This window comes from Streptomyces sp. NPDC021115, from assembly GCF_044333065.1.
GTDB lineage: Bacteria > Actinomycetota > Actinomycetes > Streptomycetales > Streptomycetaceae > Streptomyces.
The window spans coordinates 25,608-48,558 of the sequence record NZ_JBIRQF010000014.1 but is presented as its reverse complement, the minus strand read 5'-3'; the positions used below and the strand labels follow the sequence as shown (position 1 = coordinate 48,558).

Here is a 22,951-nt window from a genome sequence, read left to right as displayed (position 1 = left end):
TGCGTCATGTCATACGGCTATCAGCACCCGGGCGGGGACGCAGTCCCACCCGGGCCCGATCCACCCGAAGGAGTTCAGGAACGGGCGGTCGCCACCCGGCGCCCCTCCCGGGTCACGTCGTAGACACCGGGGACGTCGCGCATGGCCCGCATCAGGGTCGGCAGCCGCCCCGCGTCGGACAGCTGGAGCGTGTACGTATGACGAACCCGCTGCTCACGCGGCGGTTCGACGGCGGCGGCGACCACCTCGGCGCCCTCCGCTGCGATCGCCTCGGTGAGGTCCGCGAGCAGATGGGGCCTGCTGAACGCCTCCGCGAAGAGGGTGACCCGGTAGTCGCCCCCGTCCGCCTCGTCCTCCTCCGACCAGCGGACCCCCACCCGGGCCCGTCCGGCGGCGGTCATCCGCGCCACGGCGGGGCACCGCTCGCGGTGGACGGTGACGACGCCGCCGCGCACCGCGAAGCCGGTGATCGCGTCCGGCGGTACGGGGGTGCAGCACCGGGCCAGCCGTACGATCACACCGGGCAGGTCGACCACGATGCCCGCCTCCGGGCGGCCCGCGGGGGCCACGGGCAGCACGGTGGCACCCGTGTCACCGGCTTCTTCCGGTTCGGCGTCCTCCGGCTCCACGGGGGCGTGCAGATGCTCGGCGCCGGGCGCCTCGCCCTGCGGCGGCTCGTGCGCCGGGTCGGCCGGATGGGCGGCCAGCCAGCGGTTGATGGCGATGCGCGCGGCCGGGGTACGGGCGTGGTCGAGCCATTCCGGCGACGGCCCGGACGAGGCCGCGTCACCCGCCATCAGCAGCTGGAGCGTGTCGCCGTCGCACAGCACGGTGCTGAGCGTCGCGATCCGCCCGTTGACCCTGGCCCCGATGCAGGAGTGGGCGTCCTCGCCGTACTGGGCGTACGCGGCGTCCACACAGCTCGCGCCCGCGGGCAGGCCCAGGGTGCCGCCGTCGGACCGGAAGACGGTGATCTCCCGGTCCTGGGCGAGGTCGTCGCGCAGCGCGGTCCAGAAGATGTCGGGGTCGGGGGTGGCGCTCTGCCAATCGAGCAGCCTGGACAGCCAGCCGGGCCGGGTCGGGTCCGCCCGCTCGCCCTCGGGCGCGGCGGCCGTCTCGGTCGGGGCGTACGGATTGCCGAGGGCGATCACCCCGGCTTCGGCGACCCGGTGCATCTGGTGGGTGCGGATGAGGACTTCGGCGACCTCGCCGCTGCGCCCGGCCACGGCCGTGTGCAGCGACTGGTAGAGGTTGAACTTGGGGACGGCGATGAAGTCCTTGAACTCCGAGATGACCGGGGTGAAACAGGTGTGCAGCTCGCCGAGGACCGCGTAACAGTCCGCGTCCTCGGCGACGAGGACCAGCAGCCGCCCGAGGTCGGATCCGGTCAGCTCGCCGCGTTTGATCCCGGCGCGGTGGACGGAGACGAAGTGCCGCGGGCGGACCAGGACTTCGGCGGTGAGGCCCGCCTCCTGGAGCACGGCCCGTACGTCCCCGGCTGCGCGGGCGAGCGGATCGGGGCCGTCCGCATGAGACTGGATCAGCTCCCGGGTGCGGGCGTACTCCTCGGGGTGGAGGATCGCGAAGACGAGATCCTCCAGCTCGGTCTTGAGCGCCTGCACGCCGAGCCGCTCGGCCAGCGGGATCAGGACATCGCGGGTGACGTTGGCGATGCGGGCCTGTTTCTCGGGCCGCATCACGCCGAGGGTACGCATGTTGTGCAGCCGGTCGGCGAGCTTGATCGACATCACCCGGACGTCGTTGCCGGTGGCGACGAGCATCTTGCGGAACGTCTCGGGCTCGGCCGCCGCCCCGTAGTCGACCTTCTCCAACTTGGTGACGCCGTCGACGAGATAGCGCACCTCCTCGCCGAACTGCTCCCCCACCTGGTCGAGCGTCACCTCGGTGTCCTCGACCGTGTCGTGGAGCAGGGACGCCGTCAACGTCGTGGTCTCGGCACCCAGTTCGGCGAGGATGAGCGTGACGGCCAGCGGATGGGTGATGTACGGCTCACCGCTCTTGCGCATCTGGCCGCGGTGGGAGGACTCGGCGAGGACGTACGCCTGGCGCAGCACATCCAGATCGGCGCCGGGGTGATACGCGCGATGCACCTTCGCGACGTGTTCGATCGCGTCCGGCAGCCGGTCCCGGGACGCCGGTCCCAGCAGCGCGGCCCGGCCGAATCTGCGGATATTGCGCAGATCGATGCGGGGGAGGCCGCGCCTGCGGCCGAGAGCGGCTTGATCTGGGGCCTCTGCGCTCATGGGCACCTCCGGCGGCGTCGAGCGTCAACCGGCGTGGGCACTCCCCCGGGGCCGGTGCTTGATGCTATCGAGCCCACCACGCACGGCCGACCGGCTCTCGCCCAGAGTGAAACGGATCACCCATCAGAGGGACGAGTCAGACGAGTCAGACGAGGGCCGTGTCCAGCCATACGGGATCCAGCTCCCCCTCGGCGACGATCACGGCGGGGCCCGTCATCTCCACCGTACCGTCAGGCCGCTCACTGATCACAAGTCGCCCACCGGGTACGTCCACCGTGTATGTGACGGGCCGCCCGGTGAGCCCCGGGTCGGCCCCGTCACGGCGGGCGGCGGCCACCATGACGGCGCAGGCCCCGGTGCCGCAGGAACGGGTCTCGCCGGAGCCGCGCTCGTGCACGCGCATCGCGACGTGCCGCGGGCCGCGGTCAACGACGAACTCGACGTTGGTGCCGTCCGGGTACGCGGAGGCGGGGTGCACGGCGGGAGCCGTGAACAGGTCCCCGGCCTGGTCGAGGTCGTCGACGAAGGCGACCGCGTGCGGGTTGCCCATGTTCACATTGCGGGCGGACCAGGTCAGGTCGCCGACTGCGACGGTGATGCCGCCGTCGGGGCCGGGCTCGGGCAGCACGGCCTTGCCCATGCCGACGGTGATCGCGCCACCGTCCGCACCGTCCTCCGGAGCGCCCCCGGGCTCGCCCGTGGCCTTGGCGATGTGGATGTGCCGCAGCCCGGCCCGGGTCGCGATCGTCAGATCGCCCTCCTCGGTGAGCCCCGCCCGCTGGAGATACCGGGCGAACACCCGGACGCCGTTTCCGCACATCTCGGCGATGCTGCCGTCGCTGTTGCGGTAGTCCATGAACCACTCGGCCTCGGCGGCCATGGCCCGCGCCTCGGGGTGCGCCGACGCCCGTACGACGCGGATCAGCCCGTCGCCACCGACACCGGCGCGGCGGTCGCAGATCCGGGCGACGGCGGACGCGGACAGCTCCAGGTGACCGTCCAGGTCGGGGACGATGACGAAGTCGTTCTCGGTGCCGTGGCCCTTCAGGAACCGCAGCCGGGGCGCAGTGCTCATTCCTCGATCCTACGGGGCTCCGCGCGGGCCGTCGCTTCCGCGCCGGGCGGGCCCGGGAAGACCCCGGCGGGGCTCAGCGGAGGCGGGCCACGCGCCAGAAGGTGAGGACCGCGAGCAGCACCACGATCACCACATAGAGCACCACGAAGCGCCAGTCCGGGCGGCGGCCCGAGCCCCGGGGCGGCAGGCCGGGCCAGGTGTAGCCCACCCGGCGGGCGGCCATCAGGCCCCAGCCCGCCGCGCAGCAGCTGAGCAGCAGGCCCAGCATGGCCACGACCGCGCCCCCGTCGCCGAACTCGAAGGCGAGCGGGAAGGCGAACATCAGCGAGCCGAGAATGGCGAGGCCGACGATCGGCGCGATCTGCCAGATCCGCAGGCGGCGCGGCGGGCGCAGCTCGCGGAAGGACTCCCCGGAACCCGGCTCACCGGGCTCGGCCAGCTCGCCCGCCTCGTCGAGGACCGGGCCCCCCAGCTCGGGGAGCACGGGGACCTCGTCGGGGCCGTCCGGGGTCAGCGGCCCGGGGTCGCCCTGCGGCGAGTCCCGCGCTGCTTGCTGCGCTGCGTTGCGAGGGCCGGCCTCCATCGCCACACGCCCTCCCAACTCCAGACACCACGGCACGATCGGAGCTTGATGATGGCATGCTCGCGGGGGCCTCGATGACGAGCGGAGCGTCCCGATGCCATCACGTGATCAGGCTGTGACCGCCCGTTCAACCAACGAGAGCGCGCGTCCCAGGAGTTCTTCCCGGTCCGCGGCCGCTCCGCTGAGCCAGTGGACCCTCGGATCGCGGCGGAACCAGGAGTCCTGGCGGCGCGCGAACCGCTTGGTGGCGCGCACGGTCTCGGCCCGTGCCTCGTCCTCCGTGCACTCCCCGGCGAGGGCGGCGAGCACCTGCTGGTAGCCGAGGGCCCGGGAGGCGGTACGCCCTTCCCGCAGCCCGGCCGCTTCCAGCCGGGTGACCTCGTCCACCAGCCCGGCCTCCCACATCCGGTCCACGCGCACGGTGATCCGCTCGTCCAGCTCGGGCCGCTCGACGTCCACGCCGATCTGGAGGGTGTCGTAGACGGCCTCGTGACCGGGGAGGTTGGCGGTGAAGGGACGGCCGGTGATCTCGATGACCTCCAGCGCCCGCACCACCCGCCGGCCGTTGCTGGGCAGGATCGCCCGGCCCGCCTCGGGGTCGGCGGCCGCCAGCCGGGCGTGCAGGGCGCCCGGGCCCAGCTCCTCCAGCTCGGCCTCGAGCCTGGCCCGCACGGCGGGGTCGGTGCCCGGGAAGTCGAGCGCGTCGATGGCGCCGCGGATGTACAGGCCCGAGCCGCCGACCAGCACCGGTGTACGCCCCTCGGCGAGCAGCCGGTCCATCTCGGCACGGGCCAGTCGCTGGTATTCGGCGACGCTGGCCGCCTGGGTGACGTCCCAGATGCCGAGCAGGCGGTGCGGCACGCCCTGCCGCTCCTCCTCCGTCAGTTTGGCGGTGCCGATGTCCATGCCCCGGTAGAGCTGCATGGAGTCGGCGTTGACGACCTCGCCGTCGAGGTGACGGGCGAGGGCGACGCCCAGATCGGACTTTCCGGCCGCGGTGGGCCCGACAACGGCGATGACTCGCGGCGGATGGCCTGCTGTATTCACCCGCCCAGTCTCGCAAACCCCGGGGTGCCTCCTCGAACGAGCGACGTGACGGGGGGCGGCCGTGGTCGTTGCCTGTTGCGAGGTTCCGAGGGCCGGTTCGGGAAACCGGCGCCCGCGAGCGGCGCAATGGGACGCTCCGAGCGGCACGGGATTTCGCCCACACGAGTAGGCTATGGAGTAGATATGGGCGTGTTTTCCAGGTTTCGTCGCGCGTCGAGGGAGGCGAGCCGTTCGTCCGAAGAGGCGCCCTCTGAGCAGTCCGTACAGTCCGCGGCCGACGCCGTGACGGCGGCACCGGCCCCCGGGGCCTCCGCCGAGGCGGAGGCGGAGCCGGAGCGGAGCGAGGAGGAAGTCGCGGCGGGCGAGGGAGCGGCAGTGATCCCGAAGCAGCAGTCCGCGGCCGAGACGGCCGACAGCGAAGCCGGTGAGGGTGCCCGCGCATAAGGGATCCGATGAGGGAAGGTGGCCCATGGGCCTGATGGACAATCTCAAGGCCAAGGCCGGTGTCATGAAGGACCGGGCCGGCAGCTTCGCGCAGCAGCACGAGGCCAGGATCGGGCGGGGTCTCGACAAGGCCGCCAAGAAGGTCGACACCACGACCAAGGGCAAGTACAGCGCAAAGATCGAGACTGGCACGGGCAAGGCGAAGGACGCCCTCAGCCGCCTCTCCCACCGGAACGAGGAAAGCAGCGGGAGCGAGCGCAAGGAACAGGGCGGCGAGAGCGCCTGACCCCCGCCGCTACGCGGCCGCGAAGCGGATGCCTCGCGGCCGCGGGGGTCCCGTGCCTCTGCCCCGCGGTCGGCCGTCCCCGCCCGATGCCCAGCGGGCCCCCTACGCCCAGCGGGCCACGAAATACCCCACGCCGTATGGCGCATCGTCATACCGCAACTCCCCCTTCAGCCCCGCCCCTTCGCCCGCCCCAGCGAGCACCTGGAGCGGGGCGCGGCCCGCCGCCTTCAGCTCGTGGGCCAGCTCCTCGTCGAGCCCAGCGAGGGCCGCGGTGTCGGCCGACGCCAGCGCCCGCGCCACCTCGGCGTCGAACGCGGCGGCACGCTCGTCGAGATAGCCCGGCGCCTTCAGCGTCCGGCACGCGCTGCCGTCGCCCATCACCAGCAGCGCGACCCGCTCCGCCGACGCGGCGAGCTCCCTTCCGATGTGGATACACCGCTCGGCCGCGAGAGGTTCCCCGACCCCCAGGCCCTCGACGGGCGCGACGTCCCACCCCGCGCGCTCCAGCAGCCAGGCGCCGACCGCCAGCGACGACGGAAGCGGCCGCTCCACCGCACCTTCCCCGGCCTCGCCGCCCCCGAGCCGCACCTCCACGTCCACGCCGAAGCCGCGGAACGATCCCGTCGCGCCCTGCGGATGCGCCCCGCGCCCGGAGTGCTCCGCCGGACCGGCCACGATCAGCCGCCCGGGCCGGGCCGCCGCGAGCGCCGCCACCGCGTCCAGGCACGCGGCGCGCAGCGAGTCCAGCTCGGGGGCCGCTCCGGCGGCCACCTCGGGCACCAGCAGCGGCGGACACGGACAGACGGCGGCGGCGATCAGCATGATCGCCAGCCTATCCGGCGGGCTCGGGGCGGGGTGCCGAGTCCCACAGCAGCTCGGCCACCCTGAACCGGTAGTAGTAATTGCCGGTCGCGGCTTCCAGGACCATCAGGAAGACGTCCCCGTCCCGGTACACCAGCTTCCGGTAGGGGTTCACCGGGTGCCGGGGCTCGTACCGCAGCGCGCGCTCCCGCAGGGCCTCCAGCGCCTCCTCACGGGTCCCCCGCACGTGCCCCAGCGCCGTGATCGAGTGATTGCGGGCCCCCGGGCCCATGATCTGGAGGTAGTCCTCGACCAGCAGGCCCCACCACGTCGCCATTCCGTCCCCCGTATTCCGTCCCCCGTCGGCTCCCTGCCCCGCTCCTCAGTCGCAGCCGCAGCCCGTCGCGGGCGCCGGGGCGGGGGCAGGGGCGCCGATGGTGGGCAGCCCGAGCATCACGCCCGCGGGCTTCTTCTCCCCGGCCGCGTTCCGCCGCTCCCAGGCATCGCCCGCGCGCGTGCGCCGGACGCCGCGGGCCGGGCCCTCGGCCAGCAGGTGGTGCGGTGCGGCATAGGTGACGTCCACGGTGACGACGTCACCGGGGCGCACCGGCTCCTCGGGCCGGGCGAAGTGCACCAGGCGGTTGTCGGGGGCGCGGCCGGACAGCCGCCGGGTGGCGTCGTCCTTACGGCCCTCACCCTCGGCGACGAGCACCTCCAGGGTCCGGCCGACCTGCTTCTTGTTCTCCTCCCAGGAGATCTCTTCCTGGAGGGCGACCAGGCGCTCGTACCGCTCCTGGACGACCGCCTTCGGCAGCTGCCCGTCCATCTCGGCGGCGGGCGTCCCGGGCCGCTTGGAGTACTGGAAGGTGAACGCCTGGGCGAACCGCGCCTCGCGCACCACGTGCAGCGTCTGCTCGAAGTCCTCGTCCGTCTCACCGGGGAATCCGACGATGATGTCGGTCGAGATGGCGGCGTCCGGCATCGCGGCGCGCACCTTCTCGATGATGCCGAGGTAGCGCTCCTGCCGGTACGAGCGGCGCATCGCCTTCAGCACGGTGTCCGAGCCGGACTGGAGCGGCATGTGCAGCTGCGGCATCACGTTCTCCGTCTCGGCCATGGCGGCGATGACGTCGTCCGTGAAGTCGCGCGGATGCGGCGAGGTGAACCGGACCCGCTCCAGCCCCTCCACGTTTCCGCAGGCGCGCAGCAGCTTGCTGAACGCCTCGCGGTCACCGATGTCGGAGCCGTACGCGTTCACGTTCTGGCCGAGCAGGGTGATCTCGGTGACGCCCTCGGCGACCAGCGCCTCCACCTCGGCCAGGATGTCGCCCGGGCGGCGGTCCTTCTCCTTGCCGCGCAGCGCCGGGACGATGCAGAACGTGCAGGTGTTGTTGCAGCCGACGGAGATGGAGACCCACGCGGCGTACGCGGACTCGCGCCGGGTCGGCAGGGTGGAGGGGAACGCTTCCAGCGACTCGGCGATCTCGACCTGGGCCTCCTCCTGGACCCGGGCGCGCTCCAGCAGCACCGGCAGGCTGCCGATGTTGTGGGTGCCGAAGACGACGTCGACCCAGGGGGCCTTCTTGACGATGGTGTCGCGGTCCTTCTGGGCCAGGCATCCGCCCACGGCGATCTGCATGCCAGGCCGTCGCGCCTTGATCGGCGCCAGCCTGCCGAGATTGCCGTACAGCCGGTTGTCGGCGTTCTCCCGCACCGCGCAGGTGTTGAAGACGACGATGTCGGCTTCGCCCTCACCGGTGCCTTCGGGCGCACGGACATAACCGGCGCCTTCCAGCAGGCCGGACAGGCGCTCGGAGTCGTGGACGTTCATCTGGCACCCGTAGGTGCGCACCTCGTAAGTCTTCGCACTCATCTCAGTCGACCAGGGTACGTGTTCGTCCCGCTCCCCCGCCCCTCCCTTCCCGGGACCGGGCCTGGCAGGATCCTGTCCATGGCCGTCAGTCTTCCGCGCCCGGACCGGCGCCGCGCCCTCCAGTCCGCCGGGGCGGGGCTGGTCGTCCTCGCGCTGCTGCTGTGGTGGCTCCTGCCGGTCGGCGGCGGGGAGACGCCCCACGGGAAGGTGACCTTCGCGACGGGGGTGTCCACCGGCGTCTACCAGACCTACGGCGAGATGGTGAAACGGGACCTGTCCCGGGATCTGCCCGATGTGGACGTCCGGCTCGTGGAGACCCGGGGGTCGCCCGACAACGTGGAGCGGCTGGCCCGCGGCCGGGCCACCTTCGCCATCGCCGCCACCGACGCCGTCGCCGCCTACCACGGCAAGGACGCCAGGCGGCTGCGGGCCTGCGCGCGGCTGTACGACGACTACATGCAGCTGATCGTGCCGCGCGGCTCCAAGGTGCGCTCGGCGCGGGACCTGCGGGGGCTGCGGGTCGGCGTCGGGGACGACGGCTCGGGCGTACAGCTGATCACGCGAGGGCTGATCAAGGCCGCCGGGCTCGACTTCGACAAGGACATCACGGCCGTGCGCTCCGGGATCGACGTGATGCCGGACCTGCTGCGCAAGGGGAAGCTGGACGCCTTCTTCTGGTCGGGCGGGCTGCCGACCACCGCGGTGCGCACCCTGGCCCGGACGTATCCGATACGGCTCGTCCAGCTCGGCGACCTCATCGGCCCGCTGCACCGGCAGGGCGGGGTGACGCGCTACTACCGGGCGGCGACCGTGCCCGCCGACGCGTACCTGGAGATACGTCAGCCGGATGACGTCAAGACGATCGCGGTACCGAATCTCCTGGTCACGACGGACCGGGTGGACCCCGAGCTGGCGAAGGGCGTCACCCGCACGGTGATAGAGAACCGGGACCGCATCGGGGCGAAGGTGCACGCCGCGCAGAAGGTGGACCTGCGGACGGCCGTCTTCACCGATCCGCTGCCGCTGCACCAGGGCGCCGCGCGCTATTACCGCTCGGAGAAGCCATGAGGCCCCTCCGGGGCCCGCTGACGTCTCTCACCACGGGTCGCCTCACTGCGGCTTGCTGCGCGGCACGGTGATCGTGACGCACAGCCCGCGGGGCTCGTTCGGCGCGTAGGCGATGGTGGCGCCGCCAGCCAGGAGCAGCGCACGGGAGATGGACAGGCCAAGACCGGAACCCGAGACGTTCTGGTGCCGGTTGCTGCGCCAGAAGCGGTCACCGATCCGGGCCAGCTCGTCCTCGGTGAGGCCGGGGCCGCCGTCGGCGACGGTCAGCGCGATGGTCTCGCCGTCGGCCCGCGCCGAGACCTCGACGTGCGCCCCCTGGGGCGTGAACTTCAGCGCGTTGTCGACGACCGCGTCCAGCGCGCTGGACAGGGCCACCGGATCGGCCCAGCCGGTGATGGCCGAGGGGCCCGTATAGGCGAGGCCGACCTCCTCGCGTCCGGCGACCGGAAGCCAGGCGTCCACCCGGTCGGCGGCCAGGGCGGCGATATCGGTGAGCCGCAGGTCGGCGGCGGTGTGCTCGGCCAGGGCGAGGTCGAGGAGATCGTCCAGGACGCGGGCCAGGCGCTTGCCCTCGGTGCGTACCGAGTCGATCTCCTCATGGCCGTCGGGCAGTTCGAGGCCCAGCAGCTCGATGCGCAGCAGCAGCGCGGAGAGCGGGTTGCGCAGCTGGTGGGAGGCGTCGGCGACGAAGGCCCGCTGCTGTTCCAGGACTTCTTCGACGTTGTCGGCCATCTCGTTGAACGAGCGCGCCAGCCGCCGCAGCTCCGGCGGCCCCGAGGCGGCCGCGACCCGCGACTGCATGCGCCCGGTCGCGATGTCGTGCGTGGCGGTGTCCAGGATGCGTACGGGCCGCAGCACCCAGCCGGTGAGCCGGAACGCGGCGCCCACCGCGAGCAGCATCGCGGCGCACTCCCCACCGGCGATGACCAGCCAGCCGTGCAGGATGCGCGAGCGCATCCGGCCGGTGGGCGAGTCGGTCACGACGACGGCCACCACGTCCCCGTCCCGTACGACCGGGGAGGCGACCGTGAGCCTGCCCTCCTGCCAGGGCCACACCTGCGGCGGATCGTGGCTGCGGCGCCCGGCCAGGGCCTCATCGAATGCCTCGGCGCCGTTCCCCTTCCGGGGCAGCCGCCAGTCGGCGGGCGCCTTGGCCATCTTCAGGCCGTCCCGGAAGAACACCCCGGCCCGTATGCCGTACAGATCGTGGTAGCGCACGAGTTCCGAACTCAGCGTGTTGAGCCGTTCGTTTCCCTCTTCGCCTTTCGCTCCCGTCACGGCCATCGGCCCGGCGGTGACGAACTGGGCGAGGGCCGCGAAGCGGGCGGTGTCGTCGATCCGGTCGACGACCACGCGCTGCTGCTCCCGGGCGGCCAGGCTCCCGGCGAGCGGGAAGCCGAGCGCGAGCAGGACGCCCGCCATGAGGACGATCAGCAGCGGGAGGAGGCGAGTGCGCACGCGGGGAGCCCTGGCCGCTCAGCCGACCGGGGCGACGAGACGGTAGCCCACGCCGCGGACCGTCTCGATCAGCGCGGGCATGTGCAGCTTGGAGCGGAGGGAGGCGATGTGCACCTCCAGGGTGCGCCCGGTCCCCTCCCAGCTGGTGCGCCACACCTCGCTGATGATCTGCTCCCGCCGGAAGACCACGCCGGGGCGCTGGGCGAGCAGCGCCAGCAGGTCGAACTCCTTGCGGGTGAGCGAGATCGTCGCGCCGTCGACCGAGACCTGGCGGGTGGGCAGTTCGATGGTGACCGGGCCGAGCCGCAGCGGCGGCTGCGGGCCGTCTCCGCCGTCCTCCGTACCGGCCGCGGCACCGGTGTCGGAGGGGTGGGTGCGCCTGCTGACGGCGTGGATGCGGGCGAGCAGCTCCATGGTGTCGTACGGCTTGACCACGTAGTCGTCGGCGCCGAGGTTGAGCCCGTGTATGCGGGACCGCACGTCGGAGCGCGCGGTCACCATGATCACGGGGGTCGAGGTGAGCTTGCGGATCCGGCCGCAGACCTCGAAGCCGTCCTGGTCCGGCAGTCCGAGATCGAGGAGGACGACGCCGAAGGGCGCGCCCGCACCGGGCAGCAGCGCCTGGAGCGCCTCCTCGCCGCCGCGGGCGTGGGTGATGTCGAAGCCGTGCCGGGACAGCACCGCGGACAAGGCCGCGGCCACATGGTTGTCATCCTCGACGAGCAGCAGCCTCACCGGCCCCTCCTCCACCTTCCCTCTCATGGGTGCGCGCCCTGTGCACGCGTGGCCCCCGAACGTGACCGAAGACACGGTCCCAAGGAATCCACTCCGATACACACGCGCGCGTCAAGACGCATACAGTCACAGGAAGGTTTCCGTTATGCAGCCGGTACGACGATTTCAAGGCCCCTTACACAGAGTGCCGCGCCGAAGCCAGATCGTTATCCTCAATTTCCGCTCAGATGTAATGACGCTGATTGTGGCTGCTCATTAATGTCCTCCCAACCAAGGAGGACGGGAGCGGAAAGCCGAATGAGCGAAGTATCGGTGACCAAGGACGCCGCGCCGGTGGCGAACGCGTTGGTCGCGCTGTCCGGAGTCAACAAGCACTTCGGCGCGCTGCATGTCCTCCAGGACATCGACCTGACCATATCCCGCGGCGAGGTGGTCGTCGTCATCGGGCCGTCGGGCTCCGGGAAGTCCACGCTGTGCCGCACCATCAACCGGCTGGAGACCATCGACGCCGGGTCCATCACCATCGACGGCAAGCCGCTGCCCCAGGAGGGCAAGGAGCTGGCCCGGCTGCGGGCGGACGTCGGCATGGTCTTCCAGTCCTTCAACCTCTTCGCGCACAAGACGGTGCTCGAAAACGTGGTACTGGGCCAGATCAAGGTCCGTAAGGCGGACAAGAAGGCCGCCGAGGACAAGGCCCGCAAGCTGCTGGACCGGGTGGGCGTCGGCGCCCAGGCGGACAAGTACCCCGCCCAGCTCTCCGGCGGCCAGCAGCAGCGCGTGGCCATCGCCCGCGCGCTGGCCATGGACCCGAAGGTGATGCTCTTCGACGAGCCGACCTCCGCGCTCGACCCGGAGATGATCAACGAGGTGCTGGAGGTCATGCAGCAGCTCGCCCGGGACGGCATGACGATGGTCGTCGTCACCCACGAGATGGGCTTCGCGCGCTCCGCCGCGAACCGCGTGGTCTTCATGGCGGACGGCCGGATCGTCGAAGAGGCCGAGCCGGACCAGTTCTTCAACAACCCGCGCAGCGACCGGGCCAAGGACTTCCTCTCGAAGATCCTCCACCACTGAGCCCGCGACCACGCAGCGCGCATCAAGACAGCGATGACGTCAAGTCCGCGAAGACGTACGGAACCAAGGATGGGGCAGCACCATGAGGATGCGTAACACGGCAGCGGCCGCAGCGGTGGCACTCGCGCTGGCGGCGACCGCGACCGCCTGTGGCGGCGAGAAGGGCACCGCGGGCGACAAGCCGAAGGGCGGCGAGGTCTACGAGGGCTCGTACACGGTCGCCAAGGACGTGAAGGTGGACTCGCCGACCCTGAAGGCGGCGCAGAAGCGCGGCAAGATCGTCATCGGCGCCAAGGCGGACCAGCCCTTCCTGGGCTTCGTGGACACCGAGGGCAAGCGCTCCGGCTTCGACATCGAGATCGCCAAGATGGTCGCCGCCGACCTCGGCTTCTCCGCGGACAAGATCACCTGGAAGACGGTCGACTCCAACGTCCGCGAGACCTCCATCTCCAAGGGTCAGGTCGACTACTACGTCGGCACCTACACGATCAACGACGAGCGCAAGAAGCAGGTCGGCTTCGCGGGCCCGTACTACAAGGCCGGCGCCGACCTGCTGGTCCGCAAGGACGAGAAGGGCATCACCGGCCCGGACAGCGTCAAGGGCAAGAAGATCTGCTCGATCGTCGGCTCCACTCCGCTCCAGGAGATCAAGAAGCCGAAGTACGGGGCCAAGACCACCGAGCTGAGCAAGTACTCGCTCTGCGTCAAGCAGCTCCTCGACGGCCAGGTCGACGCGGTCACCACGGACGACGCGATCCTCAAGGGCTACGCGGCCCAGCGGCCCAGCAAGCTCAGGCTGGTCGGCAAGCCGTTCACCGAGGAGCCGTACGGCATCGGGATGAACAAGAACGACAAGGCGCTGCGCGACGCGATCACCGACTCGCTCGAGAAGCACATCAAGAACGGTGACTACAAGAAGGCGTACGAAGGCACGCTCGGCAAGTCCGGCTCCTCCTACGTCGCGCCGAAGACCCCGCTGCCCCGCTACTGAGCGGGTCCGGCCCCCGGTCCCCCGATCACCCGTGAAGCCGGTGCGCTCCGCACGCCGCTGACCCGACCGCTACCGCGGAGAATCGATGAACGTACTCCTCGATCATTTGCCCCAGTTCCGTGAGGGGTTCCTGGGAACCCTGGCTCTCACGGCGGCCAGTGCGGCGCTCGCCCTCGTCCTGGGCATCATCATGGCCGGCTTCCGGGTGTCACCCATTCCGCCGCTGCGCGCCTTCGGCACGGCGTGGGTCACCCTGTTGCGCAACACCCCGCTCACCCTGCTGTTCCTGATCGCCTTCTTCGTGGTCCCGCAGATCTTCTTCCCGGGAACGAGTCCGTTCGTTCTCGCGATGATCGCGCTGGGCTGCTACACGTCGTCCTTCGTCTGCGAGGCCGTGCGGTCCGGTATCAACACCGTGCCGCTCGGCCAGGCGGAGGCCGCCCGCAGCCTGGGCATGACCTTCGCCCAGACACTGCGGCTGATAGTCCTGCCGCAGGCCACCCGCACCGTGATTCCCCCCATGAGCAGCATCTTCATCGCTCTGACGAAGAACTCGGCCATCGCGGGCGCCTTCAGCAACACCGAACTGTTCAACGTCTCGAAGCTGCTGAGTGACAAGGGCTTCCCGATCGGGTGGATCTTCCTGTGGGTCGCCCTGTGCTACCTCGTCATCACCTTCGCCATCAGCGGTGCCTTCCGGCTGCTGGAGAGCCGTCTGGAGGTGGCCCGATGAGCGCGAGCGTCCTGTACGACGCGCCCGGCCCCAAGGCCCGCATCCGCAACCGCGTCTACTCGGTCGTCGGCACCCTCGCCGTCCTCGGCCTGATCGTCTTCGCCGTTGCGCGGCTGAACGCCAAGGGCCAGTTCGCGCCGGAGATGTGGGACATCTTCAACTACGCGGGCGTGCGGACCAGCATCCGCGACGGCGTGGTCACCACCCTCCAGGTGTTCGCCGTGGCGTCGGTGCTCTCGCTGGTCCTGGGCGTCGTGCTCGCGGTCGCCCGGCTCTCGGACCACAAGCCCGTGCGCTGGGTCGCGACCGGATTCATCGAGCTGTTCCGGGCCATCCCGCTGCTGATCACCATCTACGTGCTGTGGGTGCTGCTCCTCACCTACCGCTCCGACCTGGGCCTCACCGGCGACAGCACCGGCTTCTGGGCCCTGGTCGTCGGGCTGACCGTCTACAACGGCTCGGTGCAGGCCGAGGTGCTGCGGGCGGGCATCAACGCGGTGCCCCGGGGGCAGAGTGAGGCGGCCTACGCCCTCGGCATGAGCAAGACCCAGGTCATGACGACGGTCCTGATCCCGCAGGCCGTCCGGGCGATGCTGCCGACCATCATCAGCCAGCTCGTGGTGACCCTGAAGGACACCTCGCTCGGCTACGTCATCACCTACCAGGAGCTGTTGTTCCAGCTCCAGCAGCTCGCCGGGAACATCGTCGTCAACGACGACAACCCGTACGTCCCGGTGATCATCGTCGGGGGCACCATCTACATCGCGATGTGCCTGGCCCTGTCCTCCCTGGCCACCTGGATCGAACGGCGCGGCCGCCGTGCCAAGACCGGCATCCCGGTCGCGGACGCCGCCCAGCCGCTGGCGGCCGTCGACGCGCTCGACGCCGTCGACCAGCCCGGGCCCGAGCAGCCCGCGGGCAAGACCGGCTGAGGCAAGCGGGTCCTGACGGGCGGTGGCGCGCGCGCCACCGCCCGTCGCCGCTTGACGCGGGCACTCGCAGTCGGTTGCATGCTTTCTGTGATCGCTCACCGGGTTTCAACTGCCAGTTTCCGTACATCGCGTACGCCCCACAGGGCCATGGGAACCGCGCCGTGGACCCGGTGATCGTCGCCGGGGCGGGCCCGGTCGGGCTCACCCTGGCCCTCGCACTCGCCCGTCTGGACGTCCCCGTCGTGCTGTTCGACGAGACCTCCGGGGGCGACGAACCACGTCTGGCGCGCACCGTGGTGCTGCGCCCGGACACCGCCGACCTGCTGGAGCGGCTCGGCTGCCGGGCCGCGGCCGGGGCGCGGCCGTGGACGGGGTGGCGCACGCTGCGCCGGCGGCAGCTCGTACGGCACGTACCCCTGGAGCCAGGACCGCTCTTCGGCGCCCCTCCCCCGGCGGCCCCCGAGAGCGGCGACCGGCCGGACGGCAACGGACGGGACGGGACCGGGCGGGACGGCGAGCCCGAGGCGCCGGTGTCCTCGCCGCTGCATCTGCCGCAGCACGAGCTGACCCGTGCGCTGCGCGCGACGCTGGCCGCCATCGGTGACGAGGACCTCGTACGGATCGTCCCCGGCACCCGCGTCGAGACCGTGGAGCAGGACGCGCGCGGGGTGAGCGTACGCACCCGGGGCGCCCAGGCCACCTGGTGGCGCGGCAGCCATCTGGTCGGCTGCGACGGCCCCCGGTCCACCGTCCGCAAGCAGCTGGGGGTGCGCTTCCCCGGCCGTACGGCGGTGGAGCGGCACGCCGTCGCCGCCCTGCGCGCCGACCTCCCCTGGCCCGGCGAGGCCGTCCTGCACCGCTCGCCGCCGTGGCGCAGCATCGACGCGGAGGTGACCGCCCGTCCGCTGCCGCACGGCGTCTGGCGGATCGACTGGCTGCTTCCCCCGGGCCGCGACCTCGTCACCGCGGACGCCCTGATGGTCCGGGTACGCGACACGCTCGCGGGGTGGTGCGAGGAGACCTCGATCCCCTACGAGCTTCTGGACACCGGCGTGCACACCGTGCACCACCGGCTCGCACGGCGCTGGCGCGTGGGCCGCGCCTTCCTGGCCGGGGACGCCGCCCATCTGCACGGCGCCCTGGGCACCCAGGGGCTCGAAGAGGGGCTGCGCGACGTCGGCAACCTGGCCTGGAAGCTCTCCCTCGCCTGGCACCACGGCGCCTCCGAGGCCCTGCTCGACAGCTATCAGGCGGAGCGGCGGACGGCAGTCGCCGCGCGGCTGCGCACCGCCGACCAGGCACTGCCGCTGGTCCGGGCGGCCGGAGGGTGGCGCGCGGTACGGCGCACGGTGCTGCCGGGGGGCACGCGCGGCCATGACGCGCTGCTCACCGACGGTCACCTCGGCCATGGTCCGCTGGGCGCGCCCCCCGTCCACAACCGCTCCCCGCTGACCCCCGTCGCTCCCCCGGAGGGCTCCGTCACGGTGGGCACGCCGACCGGGGGGCCGGTGGCCGACGTCCGGGTGACCGCGCCGGACGGTGCGGTGGTGCGGCTGCGGGAGCGGCTGGGCCGGGAGCTGCTGGTGGTGCTGGTCGCGCCGGGCACCGGGGTGTGGGACCGCCGCCACTGGATGCGCGCCGGGCTGATGCCCCGGCTGGCGGCGGCCGTCTCGGCCCTGCCGATGCGTACGGAACTGCTGGTCGCCGAGGAGTACCCGGGGGCCCCGGCCCACACCGTGCTGCTGGTGCGGCCGGACGGCCATCTCGCCGCGGCGCTGTCCGGGGTACGGCCGGCCGAGCTGTACGCGTGCGCGGACGCGGCGCGGGGCGGGGACACCGCCCGGGGCGCGGACGCGGAGCAGCGGGACCAGCAGGACACAGAGGCCACGGCGCGCCGGTAGTGAGGTATGCGTCACGCGCCCCCGCGCACCTCATGGCGCTGACGTCGTACGCCGGTGCGTAAGCCCTCTTGGAGCGCACCCGGTGTGATTGACCTTCCCGTCCGGCTCATGCTTCACTGCGGAGCGTGACTGACACCGAGCTGCCTCGCTTCTGGCGGAGGGTCCACTTGGACCTCCTCCGCTATGCGGGCTGCGTGTGTCGTCCGTCCTGTTGATCCGCCTTTCCTTCCGCGCGGCCCGGCCGCGCTCCTTTCGCGATCACCCAGGACGGTTCCCGTGCCCGACACGTCTCTTCTCTCCCCCGCGCGCCCCTCGGCCGGTCCCGACGCGCCGCCCAGCGCCGCCGATCTCCTCGACTTCGTCCGCCGGACGGCCGCCGACGCCGAACTCGTCGCCTCGCTCCCGCTCGACCCGGAGGGTCGCACCTGGCTGCGGCTGGACGGCCCGGGCGGCAGCGAGGCGTGGCTGATCGCCTGGCCTCCCGGCACCGGCACCGGCTGGCACGACCACGGCGGTTCGCACGGGGCGTTCGTGACGGCGGCCGGTGAGCTGAACGAACAGTCGCTGGCCGTCCGGCTGCCCACCGAGGGCTGGAAGACCCTGGAACTGGCCGAGGGCGTGGATCGCGAACGGCGGCTGTCCCCCGGGCGGGGCCGGGCCTTCGGCGCCCACCATGTCCATGAGGTCATCAACCCGTCGGCCGAGCAGCACGCGGTGTCGGTGCACGCCTACTACCCGCCGCTGCCGCTGATGCGGCGCTACAGCCGCACCGGCCAGGTGCTGCGGCTGGAGCAGGTCGAGCGGCCGCAGGAATGGGAGTAGTCCGGTGACGAAGCGGAGCGTGGACGAGCTGCTTGCCGAGGCGCGCCAAGAGCTGGACCGGCTCGGCCCCGAGGAGGCCGCCGCCGTGCAGTCCGCTGGCGGGCTGCTGGTGGACATCCGGTACGCGGCGCTGCGGGAGCGCGACGGCACCATCCCGGGGGCGCTGATCGTCGAGCGGAACGAGCTGGAGTGGCGGCTCGACCCGCGGTGCGACCACCGGCTGCCCGAGGCCACGCACCACGACCTGCCCGTGGTGGTGGTGTGCAACGAGGGCTACGCGTCGAGCTTTGCCGCGGTCTCGCTGCGCCGGCTCGGCCTGACGCGGGCGACCGATCTGGACGGTGGCTTCCAGGCCTGGCGGGCCGCCGGTCTCCCCGTGCGCTGAGCATTAGTGCCCTGACCAGTAGTACGCCTAGTACGCCGACCTCCCGGCCCATGGCGTGGGCCGGGGGTCAGACGTCGGGCAGATGGTGCTCCAGCAGCTCCGGGTCCTCGCCCTCCTCCTCCAGTGCGCGCCGCACCACCCGGAGCGCCAGGCCCTCGGGATACCCCTTGCGGGCGAGCATTCCGGCGAGGCGGCGCAGCCGCTTCTCCCGGTCGAGGCCGCGGGTGGTGCGCAGCTTGCGCTCGACCAGCTCGCGGGCGGTCTGCTCCTCCTGATCGGCGTCGAGCTGCCCCACGGCATCGGCGATCACCGTGGAGTCGACACCCTTGGTGCGCAGCTCACGGGCGAGCGCGCGGCGGGCCAGGCCCCGGCTGTGGCGCCGGGACTCCACCCAGGCGTCCGCGAACGCCGCGTCGTCGATCAGCCCGACGTCCTCGAACCGGGACAGCACCTCCTGCGCCGCCTCGTCGGGGATGCCGCGGGTGCGCAGGGCGTCCGCGAGCTGCTTACGGGTGCGCGGGGTCCCGGTGAGCAGGCGCAGGCAGATCGCCCGCGCCTGCTCCTCCGGGCCGAGCGGCGTCCCCTGCTCGGCCCTCGACGAGGAGGGGGCGCCGCGATCCGGACGGTCCGGGGGCTCCGGACGGCCCGGGCCGTCCGGCCAGTCGGTCCGCCGTGTCATGGATCAGCTCTTCGCCGTGGCGGTCTTGGCCGCCTTCGCCCCGGACTTGGCCGCCGGGGCTGCCGCGGTCTTCGCCGGTGCGGCGGCGTCGGGCGCGGCACCCGCCGCGTCCGGGCCGGGCTCGGCGGCCGGGTCGGCGGGCTTCACTCCGATGCCGAGCTTCTCCTTGATCTTCTTCTCGATCTCATTGGCGAGATCGGGGTTGTCCTTCAGGAAGTTGCGGGCGTTCTCCTTGCCCTGGCCGAGCTGGTCGCCCTCGTAGGTGTACCAGGCGCCGGACTTGCGTACGAAGCCGTGCTCGACGCCCATGTCGATCAGACCGCCCTCACGGCTGATGCCCTGGCCGTAGAGGATGTCGAACTCGGCCTGCTTGAAGGGCGGCGCGACCTTGTTCTTGACGACCTTGCAACGGGTGCGGTTGCCGACCGCCTCGGTGCCGTCCTTGAGGGTCTCGATGCGACGGATGTCGATGCGGACCGAGGCGTAGAACTTCAGTGCCCGGCCACCGGTTGTCGTCTCCGGGGAGCCGAACATGACACCGATCTTCTCGCGCAGCTGGTTGATGAAGATCGCGGTGGTCTTGGACTGGTTCAGCGCACTGGTGATCTTGCGGAGCGCCTGGCTCATCAGCCGGGCCTGGAGGCCGACATGGGAGTCGCCCATCTCGCCCTCGATCTCCGCCCGCGGCACCAGTGCGGCGACGGAGTCGATGACGATGAGGTCGAGAGCACCGGAGCGGACCAGCATGTCGGTGATCTCGAGCGCCTGCTCGCCGTTGTCCGGCTGGGACAGGATCAGCGAGTCCGTGTCCACGCCCAGCTTCTGCGCGTAGTCCGGGTCGAGCGCGTGCTCCGCGTCCACGAAGGCGACGGCGCCGCCCGCCCGCTGGGCGTTGGCCACCGCGTGCAGGGTCAGGGTCGTCTTACCGGAGGACTCGGGACCGTAGACCTCCACCACGCGGCCACGCGGAATACCGCCCACGCCGAGGGCGACGTCAAGAGCGGTCGACCCGGTGGAAATCACCTCGATCGGGTCGTTCGGCCGGTCGCCCATACGCATCACGGCGCCTTTGCCGAACTGCCGTTCAATCTGTGCGAGCGCGGCGTCGAGCGCCTTCTCGCGGTCGTTTCCTGCCATGGGTTCCACCCGGTTTGCTTGAGTCGATCGCTTCACGTCCATGACGCTAGCGCCTGCCACTGACAAGCGGCCCGGACATGCTCGGCCTGTGGATAACCGGGCCGGGCCTCCATGAGAATGGATGTTCGATTTTTGTGTCAACTGCGCCGGGACAGCGCATGTCGCATGCGCGCCAGCGCGGAGGCACCGCGCCGTCGTGTGCGCCCGTGCATCCGCGGATCGTCCGTCACGTCGTAGCGCTTGATGTACGCGCCGAGGAACGCCTGGAGCGTCGCGGTCGCCGGAATCGCGATCAGCGCCCCCACCGCGCCGAGCAGCGCGGTGCCCGCGATCACCGACCCGAAGGAGACGGCGGGGTGGATGTCCACGGTCCGCGCCGTGATCCTCGGCTGGAGCAGATAGTTCTCGAACTGCTGGTAGACCACGACGAAGACCAGGACCCAGATCGCGTACCAGGGGTTGACGGTGAAGGCGATCAGCATCGGCAGGGCGCCCGCCAGATAGGTGCCGATGGTCGGGATGAACTGCGAGATCAGCCCCACCCAGACGGCCAGTGCCGGGGCGTAGGGCACGCCCAGGCTCTCCAGCAGGATGTAGTGCGCGACACCGGAGATCAGCGCCATCAGCCCGCGCGAGTAGATGTAGCCGCCGGTCTTGGCGACCGCGATCTCCCAGGCCCGCAGCACCTCGGTCTGCCGGTTCGGCGGCAGGACGGAGCACAGCGCGCGGCGCAGCCGGGGGCCGTCGGCGGCGAAGTAGAAGGCGAACAGCGTGACCGTGAGGAGCCTGAACAGCCCGCCGAGCACCTGCGCGGAGACGTCCAGCACATTGTCGGCGCTGTTCTTCACATAGCTCTGGAGCCAGTCGGAGTGGAGCAGGCTGTCCTGGATCTCCAGCCGCGACAGCCGGGTGTGGAACGTGTCGTTGATCCAGCTGACCACCTGATCGAGGTACTTCGGGAAGTCCTGGACCATGGTCATGATCTGGTCGGCCAGCATCGAGCCGAGCAGGGTGAAGAAGCCCGCGGCCCCTATGAGGATGCCGATGAAGACCAGTCCGGTGGCCAGGCCCCGGCGGACGCCGCGCGCGGCCATGCGGTCCACGGCCGGCTCGATCGCGAGCGCCAGGAAGAACGCGATCAGGACGTTCAGCAGCAGTCCGGTCAGCTGATCGAAGGCCCAGGTGGCCAGCCGGTAACAGGCCACCAGGGCGAGGGCGAGCACCATGGCGCGGGGCAGCCAGCGCGGCATGCGCGCGGACTGCGCCGGGGCGTCCTTGGGGGCCTGTGCAGGGGTCGGGACGCCGTCGGCGTCGGGGGAGAGGGTCTCTTCGGTCGGGGCCACCCGGCAAGTGTGGCGTACACCCGTCCAGAAAATCCGGCCACCCCGGGAGTACACATCCCCCTCGGGCCCCGCCCGGCGCGGGTCATCGCTTCTCGGCGGGGATCTCCATCGCGGCGCACACCCCGCGCCAGATGTCCTTGGCGTCCCATCCCGCGTCGAGCGCCTGATGGACGGTCCGGCCGCCGAGCTGGGACATCACATGATCGCGCGCGAAGGAGTCGGCGTACGCCTCACCGAAGTGATCCGCCATCCGCTGCCAGAAGACCGTCAACCGCATGTGACCAGTATCGCGCTCCCGGGGTGCACCGGAGCGTGAGCCCCCTTCCGCGGGCGATTCCCGCCCTACGGTCTGTCCCATGGATCGATCCGCAGCAGTCCCCTCCGCCCAGCCCACACCGCCCGCGCCCGCCTCGCCGCTCGCGCGCGCCGCGCGGTTCGTGTGGCTGACCGCACGCGTGCTCGAGCAGCGCCGGTTCGCGTATCACTTCCAGGACGCCGACGCCGAGCCGGTCGAGACCGCGCTCGCCGCGTACCTGGGCGCCGACGGGGGCTACGGCCACGCCCTGGAGCCGGATCTGCGCGGCCCGGTGAGCCAGCCGCAGCACGCCGCCCACGCCCTGCGGGTGCTCGACGGGATCGGCCGCTGCGGCGGGCAGCGGGTGGAACGCCTGTGCCGCTACCTGACCGCGATCTCCACCCCGGACGGCGCGCTGCCCGCGTGCCACCCGTCCCTGCGCGAGTACCCGGCCGCCCCCTGGATCCGCCCGTCGGACCATCCGCGCGGCGATCTGCTGACCACCGGACCTGTGGTGGGGCTGCTGCACCGCAACGAGGTGTGGCACGCCTGGCTGTTCCGGGCCACCGACTTCTGCTGGGCGGCGGTGACGGCACTGGAGGAGGGCGCGGTGGCCCGTCCGTACGAGGTGGCGGCGGCCGTCGCCTTCCTGGACGGCGTACCGGACCGGGCGCGCGCCGAGGAAGTGGCCGAGCGACTGGGCCGCCGGGTGCGGGAGCGGGGGCTGGTGGTGCTGGACACCGAACGCGCCGCGGACGGGCCCCTTCCGCCAGGACACGGCCCCGGTGACCACACCTTCGTGTACGACGTCGCCCGTACGCCCGGTTCGCTGGCCCGCCGCTGGTTCACCGACGCCGAGGTGGAGCGCTCGCTGGACTTCCTGGCGGACGCACAGCGGGAGGACGGCGGCTGGCCGGCCCGGCGGCGGACCTGGACCCCGGGGGCGGCGCTGGAGTGGCGGTCCGTGGTGACCGTGGAGGCGCTGCGCACGCTGCGCGCCTACCGACGGGCGGTCTGAGCGCCCC

25 protein-coding genes are annotated in these 22,951 nt (G+C 71.7%); 12 read left to right on the top strand and 13 right to left on the bottom strand.

What is annotated here, in order from left to right; all coding sequences use genetic code 11:
• Window positions 1-74 precede the first annotated feature (74 nt).
• The 4 genes from ACH4TL_RS32680 to miaA all read right to left on the bottom strand — a co-directional run bounded on the left by ACH4TL_RS32680 (window position 75) and on the right by miaA (window position 4,969).
• Window positions 75-2,264, bottom strand: a complete 2,190-nt coding sequence (locus tag ACH4TL_RS32680) for a RelA/SpoT family protein (protein WP_398323618.1) — start codon at window positions 2,262-2,264, stop codon at window positions 75-77.
• Between the two features lie 145 nt (window positions 2,265-2,409).
• On the bottom strand, window positions 2,410-3,339 hold the full coding sequence (gene dapF / locus ACH4TL_RS32675) for a diaminopimelate epimerase (RefSeq protein WP_398323620.1): 930 nt from the start codon (window positions 3,337-3,339) through the stop codon (window positions 2,410-2,412).
• Window positions 3,340-3,412: 73 nt separating this feature from the next.
• Window positions 3,413-3,922, bottom strand: a complete 510-nt coding sequence (locus ACH4TL_RS32670; RefSeq protein WP_398323623.1) for a hypothetical protein — start codon at window positions 3,920-3,922, stop codon at window positions 3,413-3,415.
• Window positions 3,923-4,030: 108 nt separating this feature from the next.
• A complete protein-coding gene (gene miaA / locus ACH4TL_RS32665; RefSeq protein WP_398323625.1) occupies window positions 4,031-4,969 on the bottom strand; it encodes a tRNA (adenosine(37)-N6)-dimethylallyltransferase MiaA in 939 nt (312 codons plus the stop codon).
• 282 nt (window positions 4,970-5,251) lie between these two features.
• On the opposite strand from miaA, the gene ACH4TL_RS32660 reads away from it, so the two are divergent.
• The gene (locus tag ACH4TL_RS32660; protein ID WP_398323627.1) at window positions 5,252-5,413 is read left to right on the top strand and encodes a gliding motility protein; all 162 of its coding nucleotides are present in this window, start codon (window positions 5,252-5,254) and stop codon (window positions 5,411-5,413) included.
• A gap of 25 nt (window positions 5,414-5,438) precedes the next feature.
• Window positions 5,439-5,699 (top strand): antitoxin, encoded by a 261-nt coding sequence (locus ACH4TL_RS32655; protein WP_398323629.1) that lies wholly within the window; start codon window positions 5,439-5,441, stop codon window positions 5,697-5,699.
• 102 nt (window positions 5,700-5,801) lie between these two features.
• On the opposite strand, the gene ACH4TL_RS32650 is transcribed toward ACH4TL_RS32655, so the two are convergent.
• The 3 genes from ACH4TL_RS32650 to miaB are packed head-to-tail and all read right to left on the bottom strand — an operon-like array spanning window position 5,802 to window position 8,373.
• Window positions 5,802-6,521 carry a class III extradiol dioxygenase subunit B-like domain-containing protein gene (locus ACH4TL_RS32650; RefSeq protein WP_398323631.1) on the bottom strand — a complete coding sequence of 240 codons (720 nt, stop codon included), beginning with the start codon at window positions 6,519-6,521 and terminating at the stop codon, window positions 5,802-5,804.
• Between the two features lie 10 nt (window positions 6,522-6,531).
• The gene (locus tag ACH4TL_RS32645; protein WP_398323633.1) at window positions 6,532-6,837 is read right to left on the bottom strand and encodes a hypothetical protein; all 306 of its coding nucleotides are present in this window, start codon (window positions 6,835-6,837) and stop codon (window positions 6,532-6,534) included.
• Between the two features lie 45 nt (window positions 6,838-6,882).
• The gene (gene miaB, locus ACH4TL_RS32640; protein ID WP_398323635.1) at window positions 6,883-8,373 is read right to left on the bottom strand and encodes a tRNA (N6-isopentenyl adenosine(37)-C2)-methylthiotransferase MiaB; all 1,491 of its coding nucleotides are present in this window, start codon (window positions 8,371-8,373) and stop codon (window positions 6,883-6,885) included.
• Between the two features lie 78 nt (window positions 8,374-8,451).
• Here miaB and ACH4TL_RS32635 point away from each other — a divergent pair, with 78 nt between their 5' ends.
• Entirely contained in the window at window positions 8,452-9,441 is a 990-nt protein-coding gene (locus ACH4TL_RS32635; protein WP_398323636.1) for a TAXI family TRAP transporter solute-binding subunit, read from the top strand.
• A 42-nt stretch (window positions 9,442-9,483) separates the two neighbouring features.
• On the opposite strand, the gene ACH4TL_RS32630 is transcribed toward ACH4TL_RS32635, so the two are convergent.
• Both ACH4TL_RS32630 and ACH4TL_RS32625 read right to left on the bottom strand, forming a co-directional pair.
• Window positions 9,484-10,899 (bottom strand): ATP-binding protein, encoded by a 1,416-nt coding sequence (locus ACH4TL_RS32630; protein ID WP_398323637.1) that lies wholly within the window; start codon window positions 10,897-10,899, stop codon window positions 9,484-9,486.
• Between the two features lie 18 nt (window positions 10,900-10,917).
• Entirely contained in the window at window positions 10,918-11,634 is a 717-nt protein-coding gene (locus ACH4TL_RS32625; protein WP_398323639.1) for a response regulator transcription factor, read from the bottom strand.
• 297 nt (window positions 11,635-11,931) lie between these two features.
• Between ACH4TL_RS32625 and ACH4TL_RS32620 the strand changes: the two genes are divergently transcribed.
• The 8 genes from ACH4TL_RS32620 (at window position 11,932) to ACH4TL_RS32585 (ending at window position 18,472) form a co-directional block, all read left to right on the top strand.
• A complete protein-coding gene (locus tag ACH4TL_RS32620; protein ID WP_398323641.1) occupies window positions 11,932-12,708 on the top strand; it encodes an amino acid ABC transporter ATP-binding protein in 777 nt (258 codons plus the stop codon).
• 82 nt (window positions 12,709-12,790) lie between these two features.
• On the top strand, window positions 12,791-13,699 hold the full coding sequence (locus ACH4TL_RS32615; RefSeq protein WP_398323644.1) for a glutamate ABC transporter substrate-binding protein: 909 nt from the start codon (window positions 12,791-12,793) through the stop codon (window positions 13,697-13,699).
• A gap of 85 nt (window positions 13,700-13,784) precedes the next feature.
• The gene (locus ACH4TL_RS32610; protein ID WP_398323646.1) at window positions 13,785-14,432 is read left to right on the top strand and encodes an amino acid ABC transporter permease; all 648 of its coding nucleotides are present in this window, start codon (window positions 13,785-13,787) and stop codon (window positions 14,430-14,432) included.
• The gene (locus ACH4TL_RS32605; protein WP_398323648.1) at window positions 14,429-15,364 is read left to right on the top strand and encodes an amino acid ABC transporter permease; all 936 of its coding nucleotides are present in this window, start codon (window positions 14,429-14,431) and stop codon (window positions 15,362-15,364) included. Before ACH4TL_RS32610 ends, ACH4TL_RS32605 begins: the two co-directional genes overlap by 4 nt.
• Before the next feature lie 161 nt (window positions 15,365-15,525).
• Entirely contained in the window at window positions 15,526-17,265 is a 1,740-nt protein-coding gene (locus ACH4TL_RS32600; protein WP_398323650.1) for an FAD-dependent monooxygenase, read from the top strand.
• A 125-nt stretch (window positions 17,266-17,390) separates the two neighbouring features.
• Window positions 17,391-17,480, top strand: coding sequence for a putative leader peptide (locus tag ACH4TL_RS32595; RefSeq protein WP_398323652.1), 90 nt, complete (start codon window positions 17,391-17,393; stop codon window positions 17,478-17,480).
• A 61-nt stretch (window positions 17,481-17,541) separates the two neighbouring features.
• On the top strand, window positions 17,542-18,087 hold the full coding sequence (locus ACH4TL_RS32590; protein WP_398323654.1) for a cysteine dioxygenase: 546 nt from the start codon (window positions 17,542-17,544) through the stop codon (window positions 18,085-18,087).
• Window positions 18,088-18,091: 4 nt separating this feature from the next.
• On the top strand, window positions 18,092-18,472 hold the full coding sequence (locus tag ACH4TL_RS32585; protein WP_398323656.1) for a rhodanese-like domain-containing protein: 381 nt from the start codon (window positions 18,092-18,094) through the stop codon (window positions 18,470-18,472).
• 67 nt (window positions 18,473-18,539) lie between these two features.
• On the opposite strand, the gene recX is transcribed toward ACH4TL_RS32585, so the two are convergent.
• The 4 genes from recX to ACH4TL_RS32565 form a co-directional block, all read right to left on the bottom strand.
• Window positions 18,540-19,151: a recombination regulator RecX gene (gene recX, locus ACH4TL_RS32580; RefSeq protein ID WP_398323658.1), complete on the bottom strand. Its 612-nt coding sequence runs from the start codon at window positions 19,149-19,151 to the stop codon at window positions 18,540-18,542.
• Between the two features lie 3 nt (window positions 19,152-19,154).
• The gene (gene recA, locus ACH4TL_RS32575) at window positions 19,155-20,288 is read right to left on the bottom strand and encodes a recombinase RecA (RefSeq protein ID WP_398323660.1); all 1,134 of its coding nucleotides are present in this window, start codon (window positions 20,286-20,288) and stop codon (window positions 19,155-19,157) included.
• Window positions 20,289-20,425: 137 nt separating this feature from the next.
• A complete protein-coding gene (locus ACH4TL_RS32570; protein WP_398323663.1) occupies window positions 20,426-21,631 on the bottom strand; it encodes an AI-2E family transporter in 1,206 nt (401 codons plus the stop codon).
• Window positions 21,632-21,713: 82 nt separating this feature from the next.
• Complete coding sequence (locus ACH4TL_RS32565) at window positions 21,714-21,908, bottom strand: DUF3046 domain-containing protein (RefSeq protein ID WP_398323664.1); 195 nt, start codon at window positions 21,906-21,908, stop codon at window positions 21,714-21,716.
• Between the two features lie 79 nt (window positions 21,909-21,987).
• On the opposite strand from ACH4TL_RS32565, the gene ACH4TL_RS32560 reads away from it, so the two are divergent.
• Complete coding sequence (locus ACH4TL_RS32560) at window positions 21,988-22,944, top strand: hypothetical protein (protein WP_398323666.1); 957 nt, start codon at window positions 21,988-21,990, stop codon at window positions 22,942-22,944.
• Window positions 22,945-22,951 lie beyond the last annotated feature (7 nt).

Bases quoted from the DNA above. Each gene is read 5' to 3' on its own strand.
- ACH4TL_RS32655 (WP_398323629.1), top strand. From the start codon at position 5,439: ATGGGCCTGATGGACAATCTCAAGGCCAAGGCCGGTGTCATGAAGGAC.
- miaB (WP_398323635.1), bottom strand. From the start codon at position 8,373: ATGAGTGCGAAGACTTACGAGGTGCGCACCTACGGGTGCCAGATGAAC.
- recX (WP_398323658.1), bottom strand. From the start codon at position 19,151: ATGACACGGCGGACCGACTGGCCGGACGGCCCGGGCCGTCCGGAGCCC.
- ACH4TL_RS32610 (WP_398323646.1), top strand. From the start codon at position 13,785: ATGAACGTACTCCTCGATCATTTGCCCCAGTTCCGTGAGGGGTTCCTG.
- ACH4TL_RS32605 (WP_398323648.1), top strand. From the start codon at position 14,429: ATGAGCGCGAGCGTCCTGTACGACGCGCCCGGCCCCAAGGCCCGCATC.
- ACH4TL_RS32650 (WP_398323631.1), bottom strand. From the start codon at position 6,521: ATGCTGATCGCCGCCGCCGTCTGTCCGTGTCCGCCGCTGCTGGTGCCC.
- dapF (WP_398323620.1), bottom strand. From the start codon at position 3,339: ATGAGCACTGCGCCCCGGCTGCGGTTCCTGAAGGGCCACGGCACCGAG.
- ACH4TL_RS32560 (WP_398323666.1), top strand. From the start codon at position 21,988: ATGGATCGATCCGCAGCAGTCCCCTCCGCCCAGCCCACACCGCCCGCG.
- ACH4TL_RS32615 (WP_398323644.1), top strand. From the start codon at position 12,791: ATGAGGATGCGTAACACGGCAGCGGCCGCAGCGGTGGCACTCGCGCTG.
- ACH4TL_RS32565 (WP_398323664.1), bottom strand. From the start codon at position 21,908: ATGCGGTTGACGGTCTTCTGGCAGCGGATGGCGGATCACTTCGGTGAG.
- ACH4TL_RS32680 (WP_398323618.1), bottom strand. From the start codon at position 2,264: ATGAGCGCAGAGGCCCCAGATCAAGCCGCTCTCGGCCGCAGGCGCGGC.
- ACH4TL_RS32620 (WP_398323641.1), top strand. From the start codon at position 11,932: ATGAGCGAAGTATCGGTGACCAAGGACGCCGCGCCGGTGGCGAACGCG.
- ACH4TL_RS32670 (WP_398323623.1), bottom strand. From the start codon at position 3,922: ATGGAGGCCGGCCCTCGCAACGCAGCGCAGCAAGCAGCGCGGGACTCG.
- recA (WP_398323660.1), bottom strand. From the start codon at position 20,288: ATGGCAGGAAACGACCGCGAGAAGGCGCTCGACGCCGCGCTCGCACAG.
- ACH4TL_RS32635 (WP_398323636.1), top strand. From the start codon at position 8,452: ATGGCCGTCAGTCTTCCGCGCCCGGACCGGCGCCGCGCCCTCCAGTCC.
- ACH4TL_RS32645 (WP_398323633.1), bottom strand. From the start codon at position 6,837: ATGGCGACGTGGTGGGGCCTGCTGGTCGAGGACTACCTCCAGATCATG.